Origin of the sequence: Flagellimonas iocasae (assembly GCF_042682725.1) — a bacterium.
Lineage (GTDB): Bacteria > Bacteroidota > Bacteroidia > Flavobacteriales > Flavobacteriaceae > Flagellimonas > Flagellimonas iocasae.
This window is the reverse complement of the sequence record NZ_JBHUHU010000001.1, coordinates 667,492-685,380: the sequence shown is the minus strand read 5'-3', so window position 1 is coordinate 685,380 and position 17,889 is coordinate 667,492. Positions and strand designations below refer to the sequence as shown.

Here is a 17,889-nt window from a genome sequence, read left to right as displayed (position 1 = left end):
GATGAAACGAATCAATCCTACCCCTTGTATTCTCGGAATATGCCTTATTTTTGCAGGCTCTTGCCAAAACAGTAAAGAATTGAAGCAAATACAACCCCCAGTAGCCAAAAAGATTCCAACCCAACTGGAAAAACATGGCGATGTACGGATTGACGACTATTATTGGATGAACGATAGGGAAGACCAAGCCGTAATCGATTATCTCAATGCCGAAAACGACTATTACCAAAAAATGACGGCGCATACCAAAAAGTTCCAAGAAAACCTTTTTTTGGAAATGAAGTCGAGGATTAAGGAAGTCGACTCATCCGTGCCCTATAAGTTGGATGGCTATTGGTACATAAATCGGTATGAAGAGGGAAGGGAATACCCTATCTATTCCCGAAAGAAAGACAGTTTGGATGCCGCTGAAGAAATTATGTTCGATTGCAACGAAATGGCCGAAGGCCATGAATTCTTCAACTTGAAAGGAATTTCAATAAGCCCAGACAATACCTTGGCCTCTTTTGGGACGGATACTATATCCCGGCGACAGTACAACATCCAAATAAAAAACCTGAGGACAGGGGAAATTTACCCCGATATCATTGAAAATACCACAGGAAGTTCCGTTTGGGCCAATGATGGCAAGACTTTGTTCTATGCAAAAAAGGACCCGGTGACCTTGCGTTCCGATAAAATTTACAAGCATGTGTTGGGAACTTCTTCCAGTGATGATGCGTTGGTATTTCATGAAAAGGATTCCACCTACAACACTTTTGTGTATAAGACAAAATCCCGAAAATTTATTGTCATTGGCTCTGTGAGCACATTGACATCGGAATATCGAACATTGAATGCTGATGACCCTAATGGTGAATTTAAGGTGTTCTCCCTAAGGGATTTGGGTATGGAATACTCCATCGCTCACTATGATGGTAATTTTTACATTCTCACGAATCGAGATAAAGCCACGAATTTTAAGTTGATGCGAGCTGATGAAAACAACACATCATCAGAGCATTGGCAAGAATTCATTCCCCATAGACGTGACGTTTTGCTGGAAGATGTGGAAATTTTTAGGGATTATTATGTGCTTTCAGAGCGGGAGAATGGATTAAATCAAATGAAAATATCACGTTGGGATGGGTCCGAAAGTTACTATTTGCCCTTCAATAGCGAAACCTATGTGGCGGGAGCTTCGGTGAATCTGGATTTTGACACAGATGAACTTCGCTATTATTATAATGAGATGGGTGCGCCCTATGCCATTATCGACTTCAATATGAAGACCCGAACCAAGAAAATATTGAAAGAACAGGAGGTTCTGGGTGGAAAATTTAATAAGGACGATTATACAACCGAGCGTTTGTGGGCCACGGCACAGGATGGAAAAAAAGTGCCTATTTCATTGGTGTACCGCAAAGACACACCTTTGGATGGGACCAGTCCGCTTTTTCAATATGCGTATGGTTCGTACGGAAGTACCATTGACCCTTATTTTTCCTCGGTCCGATTGAGTTTGTTGGATAGAGGCTTCATTTATGCCATTGCACATGTTAGAGGAGGGGAATATTTGGGAAGACCTTGGTACGAAGACGGCAAGTTGTTCAATAAAAAGAACACATTTACCGACTTTATTGACTGCTCTAAATTTCTCATTGAACAGAAATACACCAGTCCAGAGCATTTATACGCCAGTGGTGGTTCCGCAGGAGGACTTTTAATGGGAGCTATCATAAATATGGCACCAGAGCTCTACAATGGCGTCATTGCAGAAGTTCCTTTTGTGGATGTCGTCACAACGATGTTGGATGATTCCATCCCATTGACTACAGGAGAATATGATGAATGGGGAAATCCGAATGACAAGGATTATTATGACTATATCAAATCCTATTCCCCATATGACAATGTTGAGGCGAAGGAATATCCCAATTTATATGTATCCACAGGGCTGCATGATTCGCAGGTACAGTACTGGGAACCAGCTAAATGGGTCGCCAAATTACGAGAATACAAGACAGATGGACACCTCTTGTTTTTGGATACGAATATGGATGCTGGACATGGGGGTGCCTCGGGAAGATTTGAAGCTTTAAAGGAAACCGCAAAGGAGTATACCTTTATTTTAGACCTAGAAGGGAAAACCCATTAAAAATAAAATGCTATTTTTGCACCGAACGGATTTCTGTAATTTCAAAAATTCGTTCCTTACCTAATACCAGTTATGAAAAAACAGATAAATGCGTGCAGCAATATCCTTGACTTAATTGGAAATACCCCCTTAGTTAAGCTTAACACAATAGCCGCCCCCCTTACCGGAAACTTTTATGCCAAATTGGAATGCTTTAATCCAGGCCATTCTTCGAAAGACCGAATCGCAGTCTATATTATTGAAGAAGCTGAGCGAAAAGGCATTTTAAAACCGGGAAGCACTATCATCGAGACCACTTCTGGCAACACTGGATTTAGTCTGGCCATGGTAAGCATCGTGAAAGGATACAAGTGCATTTTGGCCGTTAGCTCAAAATCATCACCAGATAAGATTGACATGCTACGTTCCATGGGAGCCAAGGTATATGTTTGCCCGGCCCACGTGAGTGCAGATGACCCAAGGTCGTACTATGAGGTGGCCAAACGTTTACATAAGGAGACCAAGAATTCCATTTATATCAACCAATATTTTAACGAACTCAATATTGAGGCCCATTACCAGACCACAGGTCGCGAAATATGGGAGCAGACCAATGGAAATATCACCCATTTGGTGGCTTGCAGTGGAACCGGAGGAACTATCTCAGGGATTGCTCGTTATTTAAAGGAGCAGAATCCAGAAGTTAAAGTTTTGGGTGTTGATGCTTACGGGTCCGTACTTAAAAAATATCATGAGACCGGCGAATTTGACCATAATGAAGTTTATCCGTACCGCATAGAAGGTTTGGGTAAAAACCTGATACCTGCTGCAACAGATTTCAATAGCATTGACCGATATATTAAGGTTACAGATGGCGAGAGTGCCCATATGGCCCGCAAAATTGCCCATACCGAAGGTATGTTTGTGGGATATACCAGTGGAGCAGCCATGCAGGCTCTATATCAATTGAATACAGAAGGTGAGTTTACAGAAGATAGCAACGTGGTGGTTATTTTCCCTGATCACGGATCAAGATATATGAGTAAGGTATACAGCAATGAATGGATGGAAAATCAAGGATTTTTCGATATTAAAAATGCTGAAGTGCCCGAAAAGATTGAGTATATCAAATAAGAGAAGATAACTCTTTACAAATATGAAACGACAATGAAAACCATTGTCGTTTTTTTATGTGAAAAAATCGTTATGCGAGGTTCATAAAAATCTATACTTTTGCATTTGAAACAATTTTAAGGTAGATGAGAGATTTATTTGATAGGATCATTGAGAACAAGGGTCCGTTGGGAAAATGGGCGTCACAAGCAGAAGGTTATTTTGTATTCCCGAAACTGGAAGGGCCTATCTCCAACAGAATGAAATTTCAAGGAAAGGATGTGATTACATGGAGTATCAATGATTATTTGGGACTCGCGAATCTACCTGAAATCAAAAAAGTGGACGGCGATGCAGCCTATGAGCACGGTGCTGCTTTTCCTATGGGTGCCCGTATGATGAGTGGTCATACCGACTTCCATGAGCAATTGGAAAAAGAACTCGCCGAGTTCGTTCACAAAGAAGCTTCCTATCTTTTGAACTTTGGTTACCAAGGATTTATGTCAGTAATAGACGCTTTGGTTTCCAAAGATGATATTATTGTTTACGATGTGGATTGCCATGCTTGCATCATTGACGGCGTTCGTCTCCATATGGGAAAACGGTTCACCTTTAAGCATAATGACCCAGAAAGCTTAGAGAAAAACTTGGAGCGTGCCACTAAAATGGCCAATGAGCATGGTGGTGGAATCCTTGTGATTTCTGAAGGTGTGTTTGGTATGCGTGGTGAGCAAGGAATCCTTAAAGAGATTGTTGCACTTAAAAAGAAATTCAAGTTCAGGTTGTTGGTGGATGATGCCCACGGCTTTGGAACCCTTGGTAAAACTGGCGCTGGAGCAGGAGAGGAACAAGGTGTTCAAGATGAAATTGATGTGTATTTGGCCACCTTTGCCAAATCCATGGCCGGTATAGGAGCTTTTGTAGCCGCTGATAAAGAAATTATTGAGTATTTAAAATATAACCTGCGTTCGCAAATGTTTGCCAAATCACTTCCAATGGTCTATGTAAAAGGGGCCTTGAAGCGATTGGATATGTTGCGTACCATGCCAGAGCTAAAAAATAAGTTGTGGGAAAATGTGAACGCATTGCAAAACGGACTTCGTGAGCGTGGTTTCGACCTTGGAACCACATCGAGTTGTGTTACTCCTGTATATTTGAATGGCAGTATTCCTGAGGCTATGGCTTTGGTGAAGGATTTACGTGAAAATCATGGTATTTTCTGTTCAATCGTTGTGTATCCAGTAATTCCAAAGGGATTGATTCTCTTACGTTTGATTCCAACTGCTACCCATACCATGGAAGATATAGCCGAGACTTTGGATGCGTTTTCCTCTATCCGGGAAAGACTTGAAAATGGTACATACAAGCGACTTTCGGCTGCCGTAGCTGCCGCAATGGGAGAATAATTTCCTTAGTTTTTTATCCGTTCTTGGATCACGCCGTTTTTTAGTACGCTGTTGATGGAAAGTGTATTACTGATGGATTCCAGTGGATTTTCATTCAGAATTACCATATCAGCTAGTTTACCAATTTCTATGGAACCTAATTGGTCCTCAACACCCAACATTTTGGCAGCATTGAGTGTGCCCATTTTAATGATGTCCAATCTGGAAATATCTCCAAGTTCCATGAGCTGCATTTCTTCATGAAAACTATAGCCTGGAAAATTAAAATCATTTCCAGTATCCGTTCCCAATACCATGTTGAAACCTTTTCCATTTAGATATTGAATATCTTGTACCTGAGGAATAATTCCTTCAGGTAAATTGGCGTCTTCCATGCCAAATTCTTCCTTTAAACCCTTGGCGTGCATGTTTGACCGCATTATCATTCCTGGATTTATGTAGTTGATTGACTCTCGATATTCCGGAAGCATTGCTGTATTTTCAAACCATTCTGGATGTAATGGGTACAAGAAGGACTTATCTATCATCAATGTGGTGACCCAAGAGGGGTCACGTTCCCTAAATTTTTTTAGAAGCTCTAGGTGATGTTCATTGGAAGGGTCAATATTTACACCTGTATAATGAATCAGGTTCTGCACACCGCCATTGATGGCCATTTCCAATTCAATGTTATCACTGACATGGCCGAAAACCTCCAATCCATGTTTTTCTCCTTCTTCAACGATTTTATTGATGAATTCCTGCGGTATTCGTTCCACAAAGGGTGGCGCCGGGCCATCTTCAATGGTTAATTTTATGCCAACAATGGGGTTTTTGGAAACCCGATGAACCAATCTTTCAATTTGGGCGGTGTCCTTCAGAAAAAAGATGGTCTTACCGTCCTGCCAATTATTACTAACGTAGGTCTTGGAAGGATGCCTTCCTTCCATGGAAAAATGCTGGCTCGTATGAAAAACTCGTGGTGCGGGAATAGAATCCTGTTCTCCGTGCTCGCGCATTTCGGTATAATAGGCATCCGTGCACAGACTTCCACCGGTTATAAATATGGAGGTGACGCCATAATGCATAAATCTTGGAAAATCGCGGTTGTAATCTGTAGTATGGGTATGACAATCAAATAAGCCAGGAATGAGATATTTTCCCGTTCCGTCAATTTGAGTGGAACCTTTTCCAGGTAAAATGCTATCTATCGCAACGATTTCCCCATTCTTTATGCCTAAAGAAACTCCCTCTTGCATGGGACCTCCAGTACCATCTATTAGATTGATGTTGGATATTACCATATCATATGTAATAGAAGTTTCAGTACTCGACTTGCAACCCCAAAAAAGAGCAATTGCAATACAGATAGTGATGCATTTCATGATGTTTACGGTGCTAAATTTGAGGGGGATTGCTCTAAATTCAACAAAATACATCAATAAACAAAGCAAAGTCCCGCTTTAAATGGTCAAAGATTTGAGTTGGTTGCTGGGATTACAGGAAACTTGCCATTAATATCCCCCAGTTTCTTTTTGGATAGATTAATGGTGTGCGTGAGGTTCACCCAAAGGGCATTGGTGTAAATATAATGACCCGCTTCAGACGAACTTGCGGCAAACTGGTTGTTCCATGCCACAGCAATGGTAATCCATTTATTTAGTTGTACCGCCGGACTGATAATAAACCTATTCTTATCGAACACATTGTAGATAATGTTCTTCCCGGCATTGAACATTATCTCATCACTTATGTTTAGCCGAAATTTGGCGTCTGGATTGTCCTTGGAAAGTCGAAAGAGTGTTATTCCTGTCATTAAGGCATAACGAAACCTGAGGGCAAAGGTATTGTCCGATTGTATTTTGCCATCCACCACTGGATTGTAGAAGCGTTGCTCAAACCGAAACCGCTGATTGAGTTTGAGTGTGTGCGCACCCGTATCACGAATCAATACTTCTTCATATGGTCTAAGTTCCACCAAATATTGTTCTTTATCCGCATAAAATTCCACATAGGTAAATCCAGCGGCCACTCCAATTTTTTCGCTAACGGAGTATGCCGCCCCAGCCCTTCCAAATAATATCGCGAACTCCTCAAAACCATCCTTCCAACGGGCTCCGGTATTGGCAAACAACGTCCAATTCTCATTCAAATGGGTTAAATTGTTATACTGAAGCCATTGCTCTTCTTTATGGGTGACCATCTTATCTTGGCAAAACAGAAAACCCGAACACAGAATTGCTAAAAGAAGAGGTTGAAGGTGTTTGATCATAGGCTTTTTCGATAGGTTCTTCGCCGTTTGTGTGTCACAGGGTTAAAATGCTTCCACATCTGCCTAATGGCCACATTGTCCTCCAGTTCCGGGGTTCGAATACAGTTCACAATGCCCTTTTGTTGAAAGGTGTTGTAATATTCATTGAAAATAATGGCAGTAACACCTTTATTCTGATAATCAGGATGGATGCCAATCAAATAAAAAATAACATCCTTGCTCTCCTTTTTGGCCTTCAACAGGTGGAATATTCCCGTTGGGAAAAGTCGCCCATTTGCTTTCTGCAACGCTTTTGAAAATGAAGGCATTACAATGGCAAAGGCCACCAATTTATTTTCAGAATCCACCACAAATTTGATGTATTCTGGATTAATAAAGCTGATGTATTTCTTTTTAAAGTATTCCTTTTGAATGTCAGTGATCTTTACAAAAGAGGAAAGTTTGGAATAGGTTTCGTTGAACAGGTCGAACATTTTATCCACCCAAGGCATGATATCGGCACTTTTTTCGAAGTTCATCTCTCGAAGCCCGTAACGCTTTTTCACCAACAGGTTGGCCTTATAAAACAATTGTGGGTCTGCGGCAGCGGCCAAGAACTTGTTTTCCAAGTATTCCTTTTCCTTTACAAATCCATGCTTTTCATAATGGGATTGATAGTACGAATGATTGTACCAGGTGATCATGGTTCCGATATGGTCAAAACCTTCAATCAGCACGCCCACTTTATCCAAATTGGAGAAACCAACAGGACCTTCCATATAGTCCAACCCATGTTCTTTCCCAATTTCCTCCACTTTATCCAACAAAGCTCTTGAAACTTCCATGTCATCCACAAAATCGAACCAACCAAAGCGCATTTTTTTTACGTTTTGTTCATTCACTTCGAGCCAATTGATGATGGCTGCGACGCGCCCTACAATCTCATTGCCTTTATAAGCGAGAAAAAATTGGGCCTCAGCATTTTTAAAAACAGGATTCTTGGTTGCATCAAAAGAAGCTATCTCATCCTTGATGATAGGGGGCACCCAGTATTGCGAGTCTTTATAGAGGGAAAAAGGAAATTTTACAAACTGTTTTAAGTCAGCCTTGGACTGGACCTGTTTGATGGTGATCATACATCATTATTTACAGGCCAATATTAGCAATATTACCTACAGCATAAAAATGTTAAGCGCAAAACTTAGAAATCAATGGCATTATTGTCTTTTTTCTTGCGCTTTTTCGATTTTTTCTTGTTGGAGTTCCGCTTTATTTTCCCATTTGAACTACCACTTTGGGTATCAATGGTTTTGAAGCTGTCTTTATGAAAATCCAAACGATAGGAAGCACCCAGCACCACAAAAAGGCGGGAAGGGGAGTTGTTGAACCCGGAACCAAAATGCAAATCAACCTGAAAATCAGGATTGATCAAACGAGCCACCCCGGTACGAAGGATAACATCTGAATATCGGTCTCCTGAAATTCCTTGCCCTTCAAAAAAGATACTCCATCTGGGGTCTCTAAGCGCATGCGAAAGTGAAAGTGCATAGCGCCATTCAGGAAAATCGGTCCCAATACGGTCATAGGCCACATTTGAAATCAATACAAATCGTGGAGAAAGTCTACTTTGCGTGGCCACGGCCCCTCTGTAAGAAGTTGTAGGCTCCCCAGGGTAAAACGGATTATCACCCAGCACAAAATTGACACCTCCATAAAGTGAAACCGCAGGAATCAAGTTTTTCCATTGGAACAAATTATTGGCGCGCCAGCTGTATAAATTGGGTTTGTTGCGTTCTGGGTTTTTGTAGGGATCGTAAATCAGATATTTTGCCCCAAGTCTATTTCGTGAAAAATCAGCTAGTTTTCCTTCAATACCAAAATCTGGATAGTTAATGTTCTGCTTTTGGAAGGAACCCTCCCAATTGATTTCCAGTTCTTCAAAAAAGAGTCCATATCTCAAGGCAATGTCCGTTCCAAAAATGTTGGAATCAGAATTCAAGTCCACATTGTCCTGCTGTTCGTAAAAGAATCCCGCTTCAGCCTGTACCACATTTTTACCAACCGCATACGCACTAACGGCCCTGCCAGGTCTGTTGGAATTGATGACATCGGTATATTGGGCGCTCAAAAAAACGGGCGTAAGCAAGAAAAGAATAAGACTCTTTTTGAAAAAGGAAAAATCCATATAACTGATTTTAATAGTATTTTAAGATACGTTTGGGCGTTTTGTGCTACTTACAGTGTAATTTTGAAACAATAGTTAAGGTTATATGGTTGTACTACAAACGATATTACTCCTCATATTAGTATACTACGCGGCGAAATTACTGCTGAAATGGTTGGCTCCGCGATTGCTGAGCTACGCCATGAAAAAAACGGAGGAACGCTTTGGGCAACAGTTCGCCAATTATCAGGATTTTGGGCAGCGTGAGAATGAAGAAGGGGATACCACAATTTATAAGAAACCTACCCGAAAATCCAAACCCTCAAAAAAAGTTGGAGAATACATAGATTTTGAGGAAATTGACTAATATTTGTCTTTTCAAAATCTATCCATGAATTTTTCTCCAAAAGCCATTATCACCCACATTTGTGTCATTGGTTTATTTCTGCTTGCTTCGCTGGTGTATTTCTATCCGGTTTTGCAGGGCAAGGCCATTTTTCAGTCTGACATTGCTCAGTACAAAGGAATGGCCAAGGAGCGGGATGATTTCAAAGAGTCGACTGGGGAAGAATCCTATTGGACCAACAGTGCTTTTGGTGGCATGCCCACCTATCAGTTGGGAGCCAATTACCCCCATGATTATATTAAAAAACTGGACCGATTGATTCGGTTTTTACCACGACCAGCAGACTATCTTTTTCTGTATTTCATTGGATTTTATATTCTGCTGCTCTGTTTAAAGGTTGATTTCCGACTGGCAGCTTTGGGTGCGATTGCTTTTGGTTTTTCAACCTATCTAATAATCATTTTAGGGGTTGGACACAATGCAAAAGCCCACGCTTTGGGTTATATTCCCATGGTTTTGGGAGGTATCGTTTTGGTTTTCCGAAGGAAATATTTACTAGGCTTTATTTTGACTGCTTTGGCGATGGCATTGGAAATCAGTGCCAATCATTACCAGATGACGTATTATTTCATGTTGTTGGTGCTTATTTTGGGATTGGTACAGTTGATTTATGCCATCAAGGATAAAAAACTAAAGCATTTCTTTCTATCCGTTGGAATTTTAATCGGTGCCGTTGCCCTTTCCATAGCGGCAAATGCCACAGGATTGATGGCCACCAAAGAATATGCGGATTGGAGTACCCGTGGAAAATCCGAATTGACGATAAACCCAGATGGCACACCAAAACAGCCATCGAATGGATTGGATAAGGAGTACATTACGCAATACAGCTACGGAATTGCAGAATCCTTGAATTTATTTGCTCCCCGCCTTTTTGGAGGTTCCGGAAATGAGGATTTGGGCAAAGGTTCCAAAGCCTATGATTATTTAGTAGGACAGGGCCTTACCCCTTCAAAAGCATTGGAACTTTCCAGCGGATTGCCATTGTATTGGGGACAACAACCCATTGTAGCCGGGCCAGCGTATGTGGGAGCTATCGTATTTTTCTTATTCGTATTGGGGCTCTTTTTGGTAAAAGGAAAACACAAATGGTGGCTGTTGGGTGGTGCTGTGTTATCTCTCTTACTTTCCTGGGGAAAGAATTTCCCGGCACTCACCAACTTTATGATTGATTACTTTCCGCTATACAACAAATTCAGGGCAGTGTCCTCCATTCAAGTGGTGTTGGAATTGTGTCTTCCTGTTTTGGGTATTTTGGCATTATGGCAACTGTTTAAAAAATCAGGTGATTCTGGTGAAAAGCTAAAAGCACTAAAGTTGAGCTTTTTTATCACCTTGGGATTAGGGGTCTTCATTTTTATTTTAAAGGCTTTCTTTGATTTTGACGGCATGCGGGATGAGATGTATCGTGGTTATTTTGGTGATGAATTAATGACCATGATTCAGCGGGACCGCGAGGCCGTATATGTCAATGACACGATACGCTCTTTGATTTATGTGACCTTGGCCGCCGTGACCCTTTGGTTTTTTGTAAAAGAAAAAATTGGGAAGAACACCATGGTTCTCATCATGTGTGGATTACTGTTATTTGATTTGGTAGGGGTTGACTTGCGGTATGTCAATGAAGATGATTTTGTGCGTCAGCGAGATATTAACACCCCGTTTCAGGCGAGTCAATTAGACCAAGCGCTCCAAGAGGATGATGCTGTGTACCGAGTTTTTGATCCTCAAGAAGGATTGAATGGAGCCCGGACTTCCTATTTCCATAAATCCATCGGAGGTTACCATGCCGCAAAACCAAGGGCACTGCAAAATCTATTCGAATACCATCTATATCAGAACAATCTTCAGGTGTTGAACATGTTGAACGTAAAATATGTGCTTCAACAGGATGAAGAAGGAAACAGTTTTCCAGCTGTGAATGATGAAGCCAATGGAAATGCTTGGTTTGTGGAGCAGTTGTTACCTGTAGCTTCAGCCAATGAAGAAATAGAATCCCTCAAGGATTTTGATTCCAAGTCTCAGGCGGTCGTCAACACGAAAACATATCCCCGTTTGACCAAACTGCGTTATGAAACGGATTCCTTGGCCCAAATAAATTTGGTTGACTATCGTCCTAACTATTTGAAGTACGAATCAAGTAATACTAATGATGGTTTTGCGGTCTTTTCCGAAATATATTATCCTTCAGGTTGGGATGCCTTTATTGATGGGAAGCCCGAGGAGCATTATAAAGTTGATTATGCCTTGCGTGGGATGAAAATCCCTTCAGGTGACCATACCATCGAATTTAAATTTGAGCCTCAGATTATTGAAGCCGGTAGTCAGATTACATTGGCTGCTTGTATTTTACTGGGCTTGATTATTGTTGGCGGTGTGGGCTATTCCTTTGTTCCGAAAAAATCCAAAGAATCCTGATGCAAAAAGTGCTGGTCATAACATACTATTGGCCTCCGGCTGGAGGACCAGGAGTACAGCGATGGCTAAAATTCACCAAATATTTGCCTGAATTTGGATTTCAACCCATAGTTTACGTTCCGGAAAATCCAAGTTACCCTATTGTTGATGCGAATCTTGCGGGAGAAGTTCCAGAAGGCATTCAGATTTTAAAGCAACCCATTAGGGAGCCCTATGGCTGGGCCAGTTTGTTATCAAAACGGAAAACTAAGAACATCAGTTCTGGGATAATCCAAGAAAAGAACCCTTCCTTTTTGGAAAAGGTATTGCTTTGGATTCGAGGGAATTTTTTCATTCCAGATGCTCGAAAAAGTTGGGTAAAACCTTCCATTCACTATTTGGCCAAGGTGATAGCGGATGAAGGAATTCAAACGATTATCACTACGGGACCACCACACAGTTTGCATTTGATAGGGTTGGGGTTGAAGAAAAAATATTCCCTTCAATGGATTGCGGATTTTAGGGACCCATGGACTTCGATTGGATATCATAAAAACCTGCGATTGTCAAAATCATCCCAAAAAAAGCACAGACAATTGGAAGCAGAGGTGTTGACGTCGGCAGATAAGATTGTGGTCACCAGTACCCTTACCAAACAAGAGTTTGAATTTATTACGGACAAACCTATTAAGGTCATTACAAACGGGTATGACGATGCGTTGAAACCGATGCCTTTGGATTCTGGTTTTACCATTTCGCATATGGGTTCGTTGTTGACCGGCCGTAATCCCGTCGAATTTTGGAAGGTCATTCAAGAACTGGTGCAAGAAAATGAGGCATTCAAAAATGCGGTTCAGGTTCAACTGGCTGGGGTAGTAGGGGAAGAGGTTTTGCAAACTATTGCTGAATGTGGGTTGGAATCGTATGTAAAACCCTTGGGCTATTTGTCCCACGACGAAGTTCTGCAAGTACAACAAAAATCCCAGATATTATTGTTGTTGGAAATAGATTCTGAAGAGACCAAAGGCATCATTCCAGGAAAACTGTTCGAATATTTAAATGCCAGACGACCTATTTTAGCTATTGGCCCGGATGGCTGGGAAGCAGGGGAATTAGTGGCTCAGACCCAATCGGGTAGTGTTTGCGTGCAAAATGATTCTACATGTTTAAAAACTGTACTTTTGGATTGGTTCGAAAGCTATCAGAACGGACAACTCAACTGTAATTCGATGGGAGTGGAACAGTTTCATAGAAAAGCATTGACCGAAAGCTTGGCAAAATTCATCTAATGGGAGTCGTCTTAAAACAATCCATTCAGAATGTAGTGGTAACCTATCTGGGCTTCCTGTTCGGAGCGGTGAACACACTGTTTCTCTACACCAAGATTTTGGAGGATGAATACTATGGGCTGGTAACCTTTATTTTGGCATCGGGCGCTATTTTAATGCCGGTGATGGCCTTTGGGGTTCACAATACGTTGGTAAAATATTATAGCAATTATGGGGAAGGGGAGAAGGATGCTTTTTTGACCTTTATGCTGTGGGTGCCGCTTCTGGGAATCATTCCCATAGCCTTGGTTGGATTGTTTTTTTATGAACCCTTAGGAAATCTGGTATCCCAAGTCAACCCCATTGTAAAAAACTACCTCTGGTATATCTTTTTTGTGGGATTGGCCATGGCCTATTTTGAGGTGTATTTTGCTTGGTGCAAGGTTCATTTAAAGTCAGTTTTCGGCAATTTCATGAAGGAGGTGTTCGGAAGAATAGGCGTTTCCATCTTGTTGATTCTTTTCTATTTCGACGTCATATCATTGGATTTGTTCTTTCAACTTTTGGTGGGGTTATATCTTTTACGGACCATCATCATCAAGATTTATGCATACACATTGCGGTTTCCAAAGTTTGATTTTCGCTTACCGGCCAATTTCAAAGAAATTTTGGGCTATTCCTTTTTGATTATTTTAGGTGGTTCTGCCGCGTTGATACTTTTGGAAATTGACAAGGTGATGCTCAACCAGTTTGTTGATATTGAAAATGTGGCTTACTACGGGGTTGCGGTTTATATTGCCACGGTAATTATTGTACCGTCACGAGCCATGCATCAAATCACATATCCATTGACCGCAGAGCAATTGAACTCTGGTGACCATTCAGGTTTAGAAAAGTTGTACCAAAAAACTTCATTGACGCTTTTTATCGCTTCTGGGATTTTGTTTGTGCTGATTATTTTGAATTTGAACGATTTGTATTTGTTGCTGCCCGAAGCTTATAGAAGTGGCTATACCATTGTCTTCTTGGTTGGACTTGCCAAAGTGTTCGACTCACTTTTGGGAAATAACAATTCTATTTTGTTCAACTCGAAATATTATAGGACAGTTTTGGTTTTTGGAGTCTGTTTAGCCGGATTGACCATTTTGTTGAACTATCTTTTGATTCCCGTTCTTGGATTGGAGGGAGCGGCATTGGCCAGTTTTGCTTCCATTTTTATTTTCAATTTGACGAAGTTGTTATTTGTAAAACAAAAGTTTGGCATTCAACCTTTTACCAAAGCCACTTTTAAAGTATTGGCGGTTTTGGTCTTGTTGGCCGTATTGTTTGATATACTGCAATTTCCATTTCACCCTATTTTGAATATTCTTTTGAAATCTGCCTTGGTGGTGGTAATGTATGTGGGTATTCTATATCGATTTGAAATCTCTGAGGATGTTTCAGGGATACTGTCCAAATGGTTGAAAAAGAAAACCCCGTAGTGGATAAATCCAACCACGGGGTAAACAACTAACCAACCTAAAAACTCTCGTTTAATTCTTTCGGGAACTTCTGCTATATCTAGCGTTGCTGTTTCCTCTGCTAGAAGAAGCTCGGGTGCTTCGCTTTACGTTATTTCCAGAACTGCTGCGGTTAACAGTGGTTCTTTTTGGCGCATTACTTTTATTTACATTAGACCTACTTGAACTTGAATTACTTCTGGTTTCAGGTCTTTTATACGTAGTCGTAGTGCGGGAAACCGTTTTACGATTTGGCGTTGTGGTCACCTGTCTTTGCGTAACAGTCCTCCTATCTGGAGTACGGGTTACTTGCTTTTGGGTCACCGTTCTATTGCCATTACTTCTTGAAACACGCTCAGATTTTCTATTGTTATCACTCTGTCTAACGCTCCTTTGAGGTGTAGCCTGTCTATTGGCTGAACTATTGGAACGATACACATTTGGACTTCCTTTTCTATTATTGTTCTGAGCAACCGATCTATTGCTTCGACCGTAATCTTGGTTCGCACGTCTAATACTATTGTTGTCGCGTACACTTACCCTATTGTCGTTTCTATAGATATTTTCTCTTCTATACCTATTATCGTTTCGGTATTCCTTACCAATTCTAGCATAAGATCTTCTTTCATTATATCGATAAGGAGCATAATACGTATATCGAACAGGGGCGTAATATCTTCTATAAGGTCTGGCGTATACGTTACAGAATCCAACAGCAGGTCTTATAAAATACCTATGATAAGGACGGTACACATAATTTCTGTTATAGATATTTATATATCCTGTAAAGTGACTAAATACACCACCATTATAGTAAACATGCAATCCACCGATTCTACGTACTCTACCATTGTTGTACCATACGTTTATGTTCCCAATTTGTGATACACGACCATAGTAATCGTAAAAAATTGGAGTGTTTTCAACTTGGATTACAGCACCATAGTCATCATACTGTACATATGGGTTATAATTATAACCTGAGTTGAAGGTGATACCAACGTTTCCAATTTGAGCACCAACTCCAAAATTGGCTCTATTGTCCATATAGAAATCGAACTCTCCATCTGGGTATACTGAAAAAGTTATCCCATCTTCTACGAAGATGAATGAGTTTTCATATCCATATCTTGTGGTCATGGCCACATTTTCATCCAATTTGGCGGCTTGGGCACCTATGGTACCGAAAGCGACCGCTGCTATAAAGAGTACTAACTTTTTCATACTACTAGGTTTAAGGTTCTAGATGTACTTATTTACATCCACCTAATTAGTATCAATCAGCGTGCCAAAAATTTAAAAAAGCATATAACTATCTTATAATCAGTTATATAAATTTATTTTTTTACTCCAGTGATGATAAACATAGACCTACGGTTAAGTTGATGTTCTTCCTCCGAACAGCGGATTCCGTTAGTACAATGGTTCAATAATTGAGATTCGCCATACCCTTTGGCTGAGAGTCTATTTCGAGAAATACCGTTGTTTACCAGCCATTCTAATGTAGCTTGAGCCCTTCGTTCAGAGAGTCTTAAATTGAAGGAGGAGCTAGACCTTGAATCAGTATGCGATTCAATATGGATATGGAGCTCTGGGTATTCTTTCATGGCTTGAAGGATTTTGGCCAGCTCCACTTCCGCATCACTTCTAATACTGTATTTCCCATAGTCAAAATAAATGGGTTCAAGATTCAACTTACAGCCCAAATCATTGGGAGCACAGTCAGGGGGAGTGAGTTTCAGGTCTACTTTCATTTCTGGATCATCACCGGCAATCAATATGGATGTTTCGGTTGGCTCATAATTATGATCGGATAGTTCGCCACGGATTCCATAGCGTTTAAAGCAGTCAGTGATGTTTTCAAATTCATAGGTTCCCTCAGAATTTGAAGTGGTCTGGGCCACAATGTTGTTGTCTTCGTCCAATAAAGTGACTTGGGCCTCTGGTAATGGATCATTGGTTTTTGCATTAGTAATTACACCTTGAATCTTCTCTACACTGCATGCCTTTTTAAATCTGTAAATATCATCCGAAGCGCTACCTTCATTCCCACTTCGATTGGAGGATAGGAACCCAATTTGTTTTTCTTCATTTATAATAAATCCGAAATCGTCTTTACTGGAATTAATCGGCTTTTTTAAGTTGGCCACTTTTTTAAAGGCGCCATTTTCATCTAGTGAAACGACAAAAATATCCAACCCTCCCAATCCTAAATGCCCATCACTGGCAAAGTATAGATTGTTGTTTTCACTGATGTAAGGAAAGGTTTCCCTCGCTTCGGTGTTGATTTCTGGGCCAAGATTAATAGGTTTTCCGAAGGAACCATTTTCGCCTATTTCAACATACCAAAGATCGGATTCCCCTAGGGTTCCCTTCATGTTGGAGGAAAAGTACAACCGTTTTTCATCAGGACTCAAAGCTGGATGGGCAACGGAATAGGCATTATTGTTAAAAGGAAGCTCTCTTATGCTTGTCCAAACTCCTTTCTTGTTTTTCTCGGCTTTGTATATCTTAAGGGTCAATTCTCGCTGTTCATTTATCTTTTTTCGGCCGTTGATGTAATTGTTTCGTGTAAAGTATACCGTATTGCCATCTTTTGTAAATGCTGCGGTAGATTCGTGGTAGGGCGTATTAATATCTCCTTTGAGTGGGGTAGGGTTTCGTAAATTGTAATTTTCATCCAGTTCTGCCTCATACAAATCCAAATACTTCAATCCGGACCAGTTGTGTATTTTGCTTCCCTCAGTGTTTTTGGAAGAAGAGGCATAAACCAATTTATCTTGATAAAACGCTGGTCCAAAATCCGAACCTGACATTCCTTGAGTTATATTGACCACTTCTATTTTTTTTGACTCATTGTCAACAAGACTGTCCAGTGCAGGATATCCATTCATGAAATTTTGTGCCAAATTGGTAGTGGATGACCTTGATGCGAATTCACCCATCATCATTTTGGATTGATGGTACTCTCCAATACTCTTAAAGGTCTGTGCAGCTCTATAGTAATATTCCGGTTCAAGTTGCTGTGCATAGTTATCTACTAATTTTTTGTACCATTTTGCGGCATCAACATATTCGCCATTAAAATAATAGGTGTCACCTAGCTTTTTACATATCTGTGCGGATTCATACCCATTTTCGACCACTTTTAGATAAATTTCCCGAGCATCGATGTAGGCGTATGCCTCAAACTCTTCATCTGCTTTTTTTACTTGACTACTTTGTGAGAAGGCACTTGTTATTAAAAAAACAGTACATAATATTCCGGTCAGCAATTTTGTAGGCATCAT

The 17,889-nt window shown here is 40.7% G+C and carries 13 protein-coding genes; 7 read left to right on the top strand and 6 right to left on the bottom strand.

The window, feature by feature from the left end; genetic code table 11:
* Position 1 precedes the first annotated feature (1 nt).
* From ACFSJE_RS03090 to ACFSJE_RS03080, 3 genes are all read left to right on the top strand, one after another.
* The gene (locus ACFSJE_RS03090; RefSeq protein WP_379829514.1) at positions 2–2,137 is read left to right on the top strand and encodes a S9 family peptidase; all 2,136 of its coding nucleotides are present in this window, start codon (positions 2–4) and stop codon (positions 2,135–2,137) included.
* Between the two features lie 72 nt (positions 2,138–2,209).
* Positions 2,210–3,250, top strand: coding sequence for a PLP-dependent cysteine synthase family protein (locus tag ACFSJE_RS03085; protein ID WP_379829513.1), 1,041 nt, complete (start codon positions 2,210–2,212; stop codon positions 3,248–3,250).
* A gap of 125 nt (positions 3,251–3,375) precedes the next feature.
* Complete coding sequence (locus ACFSJE_RS03080; RefSeq protein ID WP_379829512.1) at positions 3,376–4,635, top strand: aminotransferase class I/II-fold pyridoxal phosphate-dependent enzyme; 1,260 nt, start codon at positions 3,376–3,378, stop codon at positions 4,633–4,635.
* Positions 4,636–4,640: 5 nt separating this feature from the next.
* On the opposite strand, the gene ACFSJE_RS03075 is transcribed toward ACFSJE_RS03080, so the two are convergent.
* The 4 genes from ACFSJE_RS03075 to ACFSJE_RS03060 form a co-directional block, all read right to left on the bottom strand.
* Positions 4,641–5,918: an amidohydrolase family protein gene (locus ACFSJE_RS03075; RefSeq protein ID WP_379829511.1), complete on the bottom strand. Its 1,278-nt coding sequence runs from the start codon at positions 5,916–5,918 to the stop codon at positions 4,641–4,643.
* A gap of 167 nt (positions 5,919–6,085) precedes the next feature.
* The gene (locus tag ACFSJE_RS03070; protein WP_379829510.1) at positions 6,086–6,817 is read right to left on the bottom strand and encodes a DUF2490 domain-containing protein; all 732 of its coding nucleotides are present in this window, start codon (positions 6,815–6,817) and stop codon (positions 6,086–6,088) included.
* A 65-nt stretch (positions 6,818–6,882) separates the two neighbouring features.
* Positions 6,883–8,001 carry a GTP cyclohydrolase gene (locus tag ACFSJE_RS03065; RefSeq protein ID WP_379829509.1) on the bottom strand — a complete coding sequence of 373 codons (1,119 nt, stop codon included), beginning with the start codon at positions 7,999–8,001 and terminating at the stop codon, positions 6,883–6,885.
* Positions 8,002–8,066: 65 nt separating this feature from the next.
* On the bottom strand, positions 8,067–9,050 hold the full coding sequence (locus ACFSJE_RS03060) for a transporter (protein ID WP_379829508.1): 984 nt from the start codon (positions 9,048–9,050) through the stop codon (positions 8,067–8,069).
* Between the two features lie 85 nt (positions 9,051–9,135).
* On the opposite strand from ACFSJE_RS03060, the gene ACFSJE_RS03055 reads away from it, so the two are divergent.
* Genes ACFSJE_RS03055 through ACFSJE_RS03040 form a run of 4 tightly spaced genes read left to right on the top strand, consistent with a single transcriptional unit; the run spans position 9,136 to position 14,581 of the window.
* A complete protein-coding gene (locus ACFSJE_RS03055; RefSeq protein ID WP_379829507.1) occupies positions 9,136–9,396 on the top strand; it encodes a DUF4834 family protein in 261 nt (86 codons plus the stop codon).
* 24 nt (positions 9,397–9,420) lie between these two features.
* Positions 9,421–11,853, top strand: a complete 2,433-nt coding sequence (locus tag ACFSJE_RS03050) for a YfhO family protein (RefSeq protein WP_379829506.1) — start codon at positions 9,421–9,423, stop codon at positions 11,851–11,853.
* Entirely contained in the window at positions 11,853–13,121 is a 1,269-nt protein-coding gene (locus ACFSJE_RS03045; RefSeq protein ID WP_379829505.1) for a glycosyltransferase family protein, read from the top strand. Before ACFSJE_RS03050 ends, ACFSJE_RS03045 begins: the two co-directional genes overlap by 1 nt.
* Entirely contained in the window at positions 13,121–14,581 is a 1,461-nt protein-coding gene (locus ACFSJE_RS03040) for a lipopolysaccharide biosynthesis protein (RefSeq protein WP_379829504.1), read from the top strand. The genes ACFSJE_RS03045 and ACFSJE_RS03040 overlap by 1 nt, the downstream gene beginning before the upstream one ends.
* Positions 14,582–14,632: 51 nt before the next feature.
* Here ACFSJE_RS03040 and ACFSJE_RS03035 read toward each other — a convergent pair whose 3' ends face one another.
* Together ACFSJE_RS03035 and ACFSJE_RS03030 are read right to left on the bottom strand one after the other, a co-directional pair.
* Complete coding sequence (locus ACFSJE_RS03035; protein WP_379829503.1) at positions 14,633–15,823, bottom strand: hypothetical protein; 1,191 nt, start codon at positions 15,821–15,823, stop codon at positions 14,633–14,635.
* A 113-nt stretch (positions 15,824–15,936) separates the two neighbouring features.
* Entirely contained in the window at positions 15,937–17,886 is a 1,950-nt protein-coding gene (locus ACFSJE_RS03030) for an OmpA family protein (RefSeq protein ID WP_379829502.1), read from the bottom strand.
* Between the last annotated feature and the right edge of the window lie 3 nt (positions 17,887–17,889).

Excerpts from the sequence above, each read along its gene's own strand:
- ACFSJE_RS03090 (WP_379829514.1), top strand. The coding sequence starts at position 2 with ATGAAACGAATCAATCCTACCCCTTGTATTCTCGGAATATGCCTTATT.
- ACFSJE_RS03085 (WP_379829513.1), top strand. The coding sequence starts at position 2,210 with ATGAAAAAACAGATAAATGCGTGCAGCAATATCCTTGACTTAATTGGA.
- ACFSJE_RS03045 (WP_379829505.1), top strand. The coding sequence starts at position 11,853 with ATGCAAAAAGTGCTGGTCATAACATACTATTGGCCTCCGGCTGGAGGA.
- ACFSJE_RS03060 (WP_379829508.1), bottom strand. The coding sequence starts at position 9,050 with ATGGATTTTTCCTTTTTCAAAAAGAGTCTTATTCTTTTCTTGCTTACG.
- ACFSJE_RS03030 (WP_379829502.1), bottom strand. The coding sequence starts at position 17,886 with ATGCCTACAAAATTGCTGACCGGAATATTATGTACTGTTTTTTTAATA.
- ACFSJE_RS03070 (WP_379829510.1), bottom strand. The coding sequence starts at position 6,817 with ATGGTCACCCATAAAGAAGAGCAATGGCTTCAGTATAACAATTTAACC.
- ACFSJE_RS03035 (WP_379829503.1), bottom strand. The coding sequence starts at position 15,823 with ATGAAAAAGTTAGTACTCTTTATAGCAGCGGTCGCTTTCGGTACCATA.
- ACFSJE_RS03075 (WP_379829511.1), bottom strand. The coding sequence starts at position 5,918 with ATGGTAATATCCAACATCAATCTAATAGATGGTACTGGAGGTCCCATG.
- ACFSJE_RS03080 (WP_379829512.1), top strand. The coding sequence starts at position 3,376 with ATGAGAGATTTATTTGATAGGATCATTGAGAACAAGGGTCCGTTGGGA.
- ACFSJE_RS03055 (WP_379829507.1), top strand. The coding sequence starts at position 9,136 with ATGGTTGTACTACAAACGATATTACTCCTCATATTAGTATACTACGCG.
- ACFSJE_RS03065 (WP_379829509.1), bottom strand. The coding sequence starts at position 8,001 with ATGATCACCATCAAACAGGTCCAGTCCAAGGCTGACTTAAAACAGTTT.
- ACFSJE_RS03040 (WP_379829504.1), top strand. The coding sequence starts at position 13,121 with ATGGGAGTCGTCTTAAAACAATCCATTCAGAATGTAGTGGTAACCTAT.
- ACFSJE_RS03050 (WP_379829506.1), top strand. The coding sequence starts at position 9,421 with ATGAATTTTTCTCCAAAAGCCATTATCACCCACATTTGTGTCATTGGT.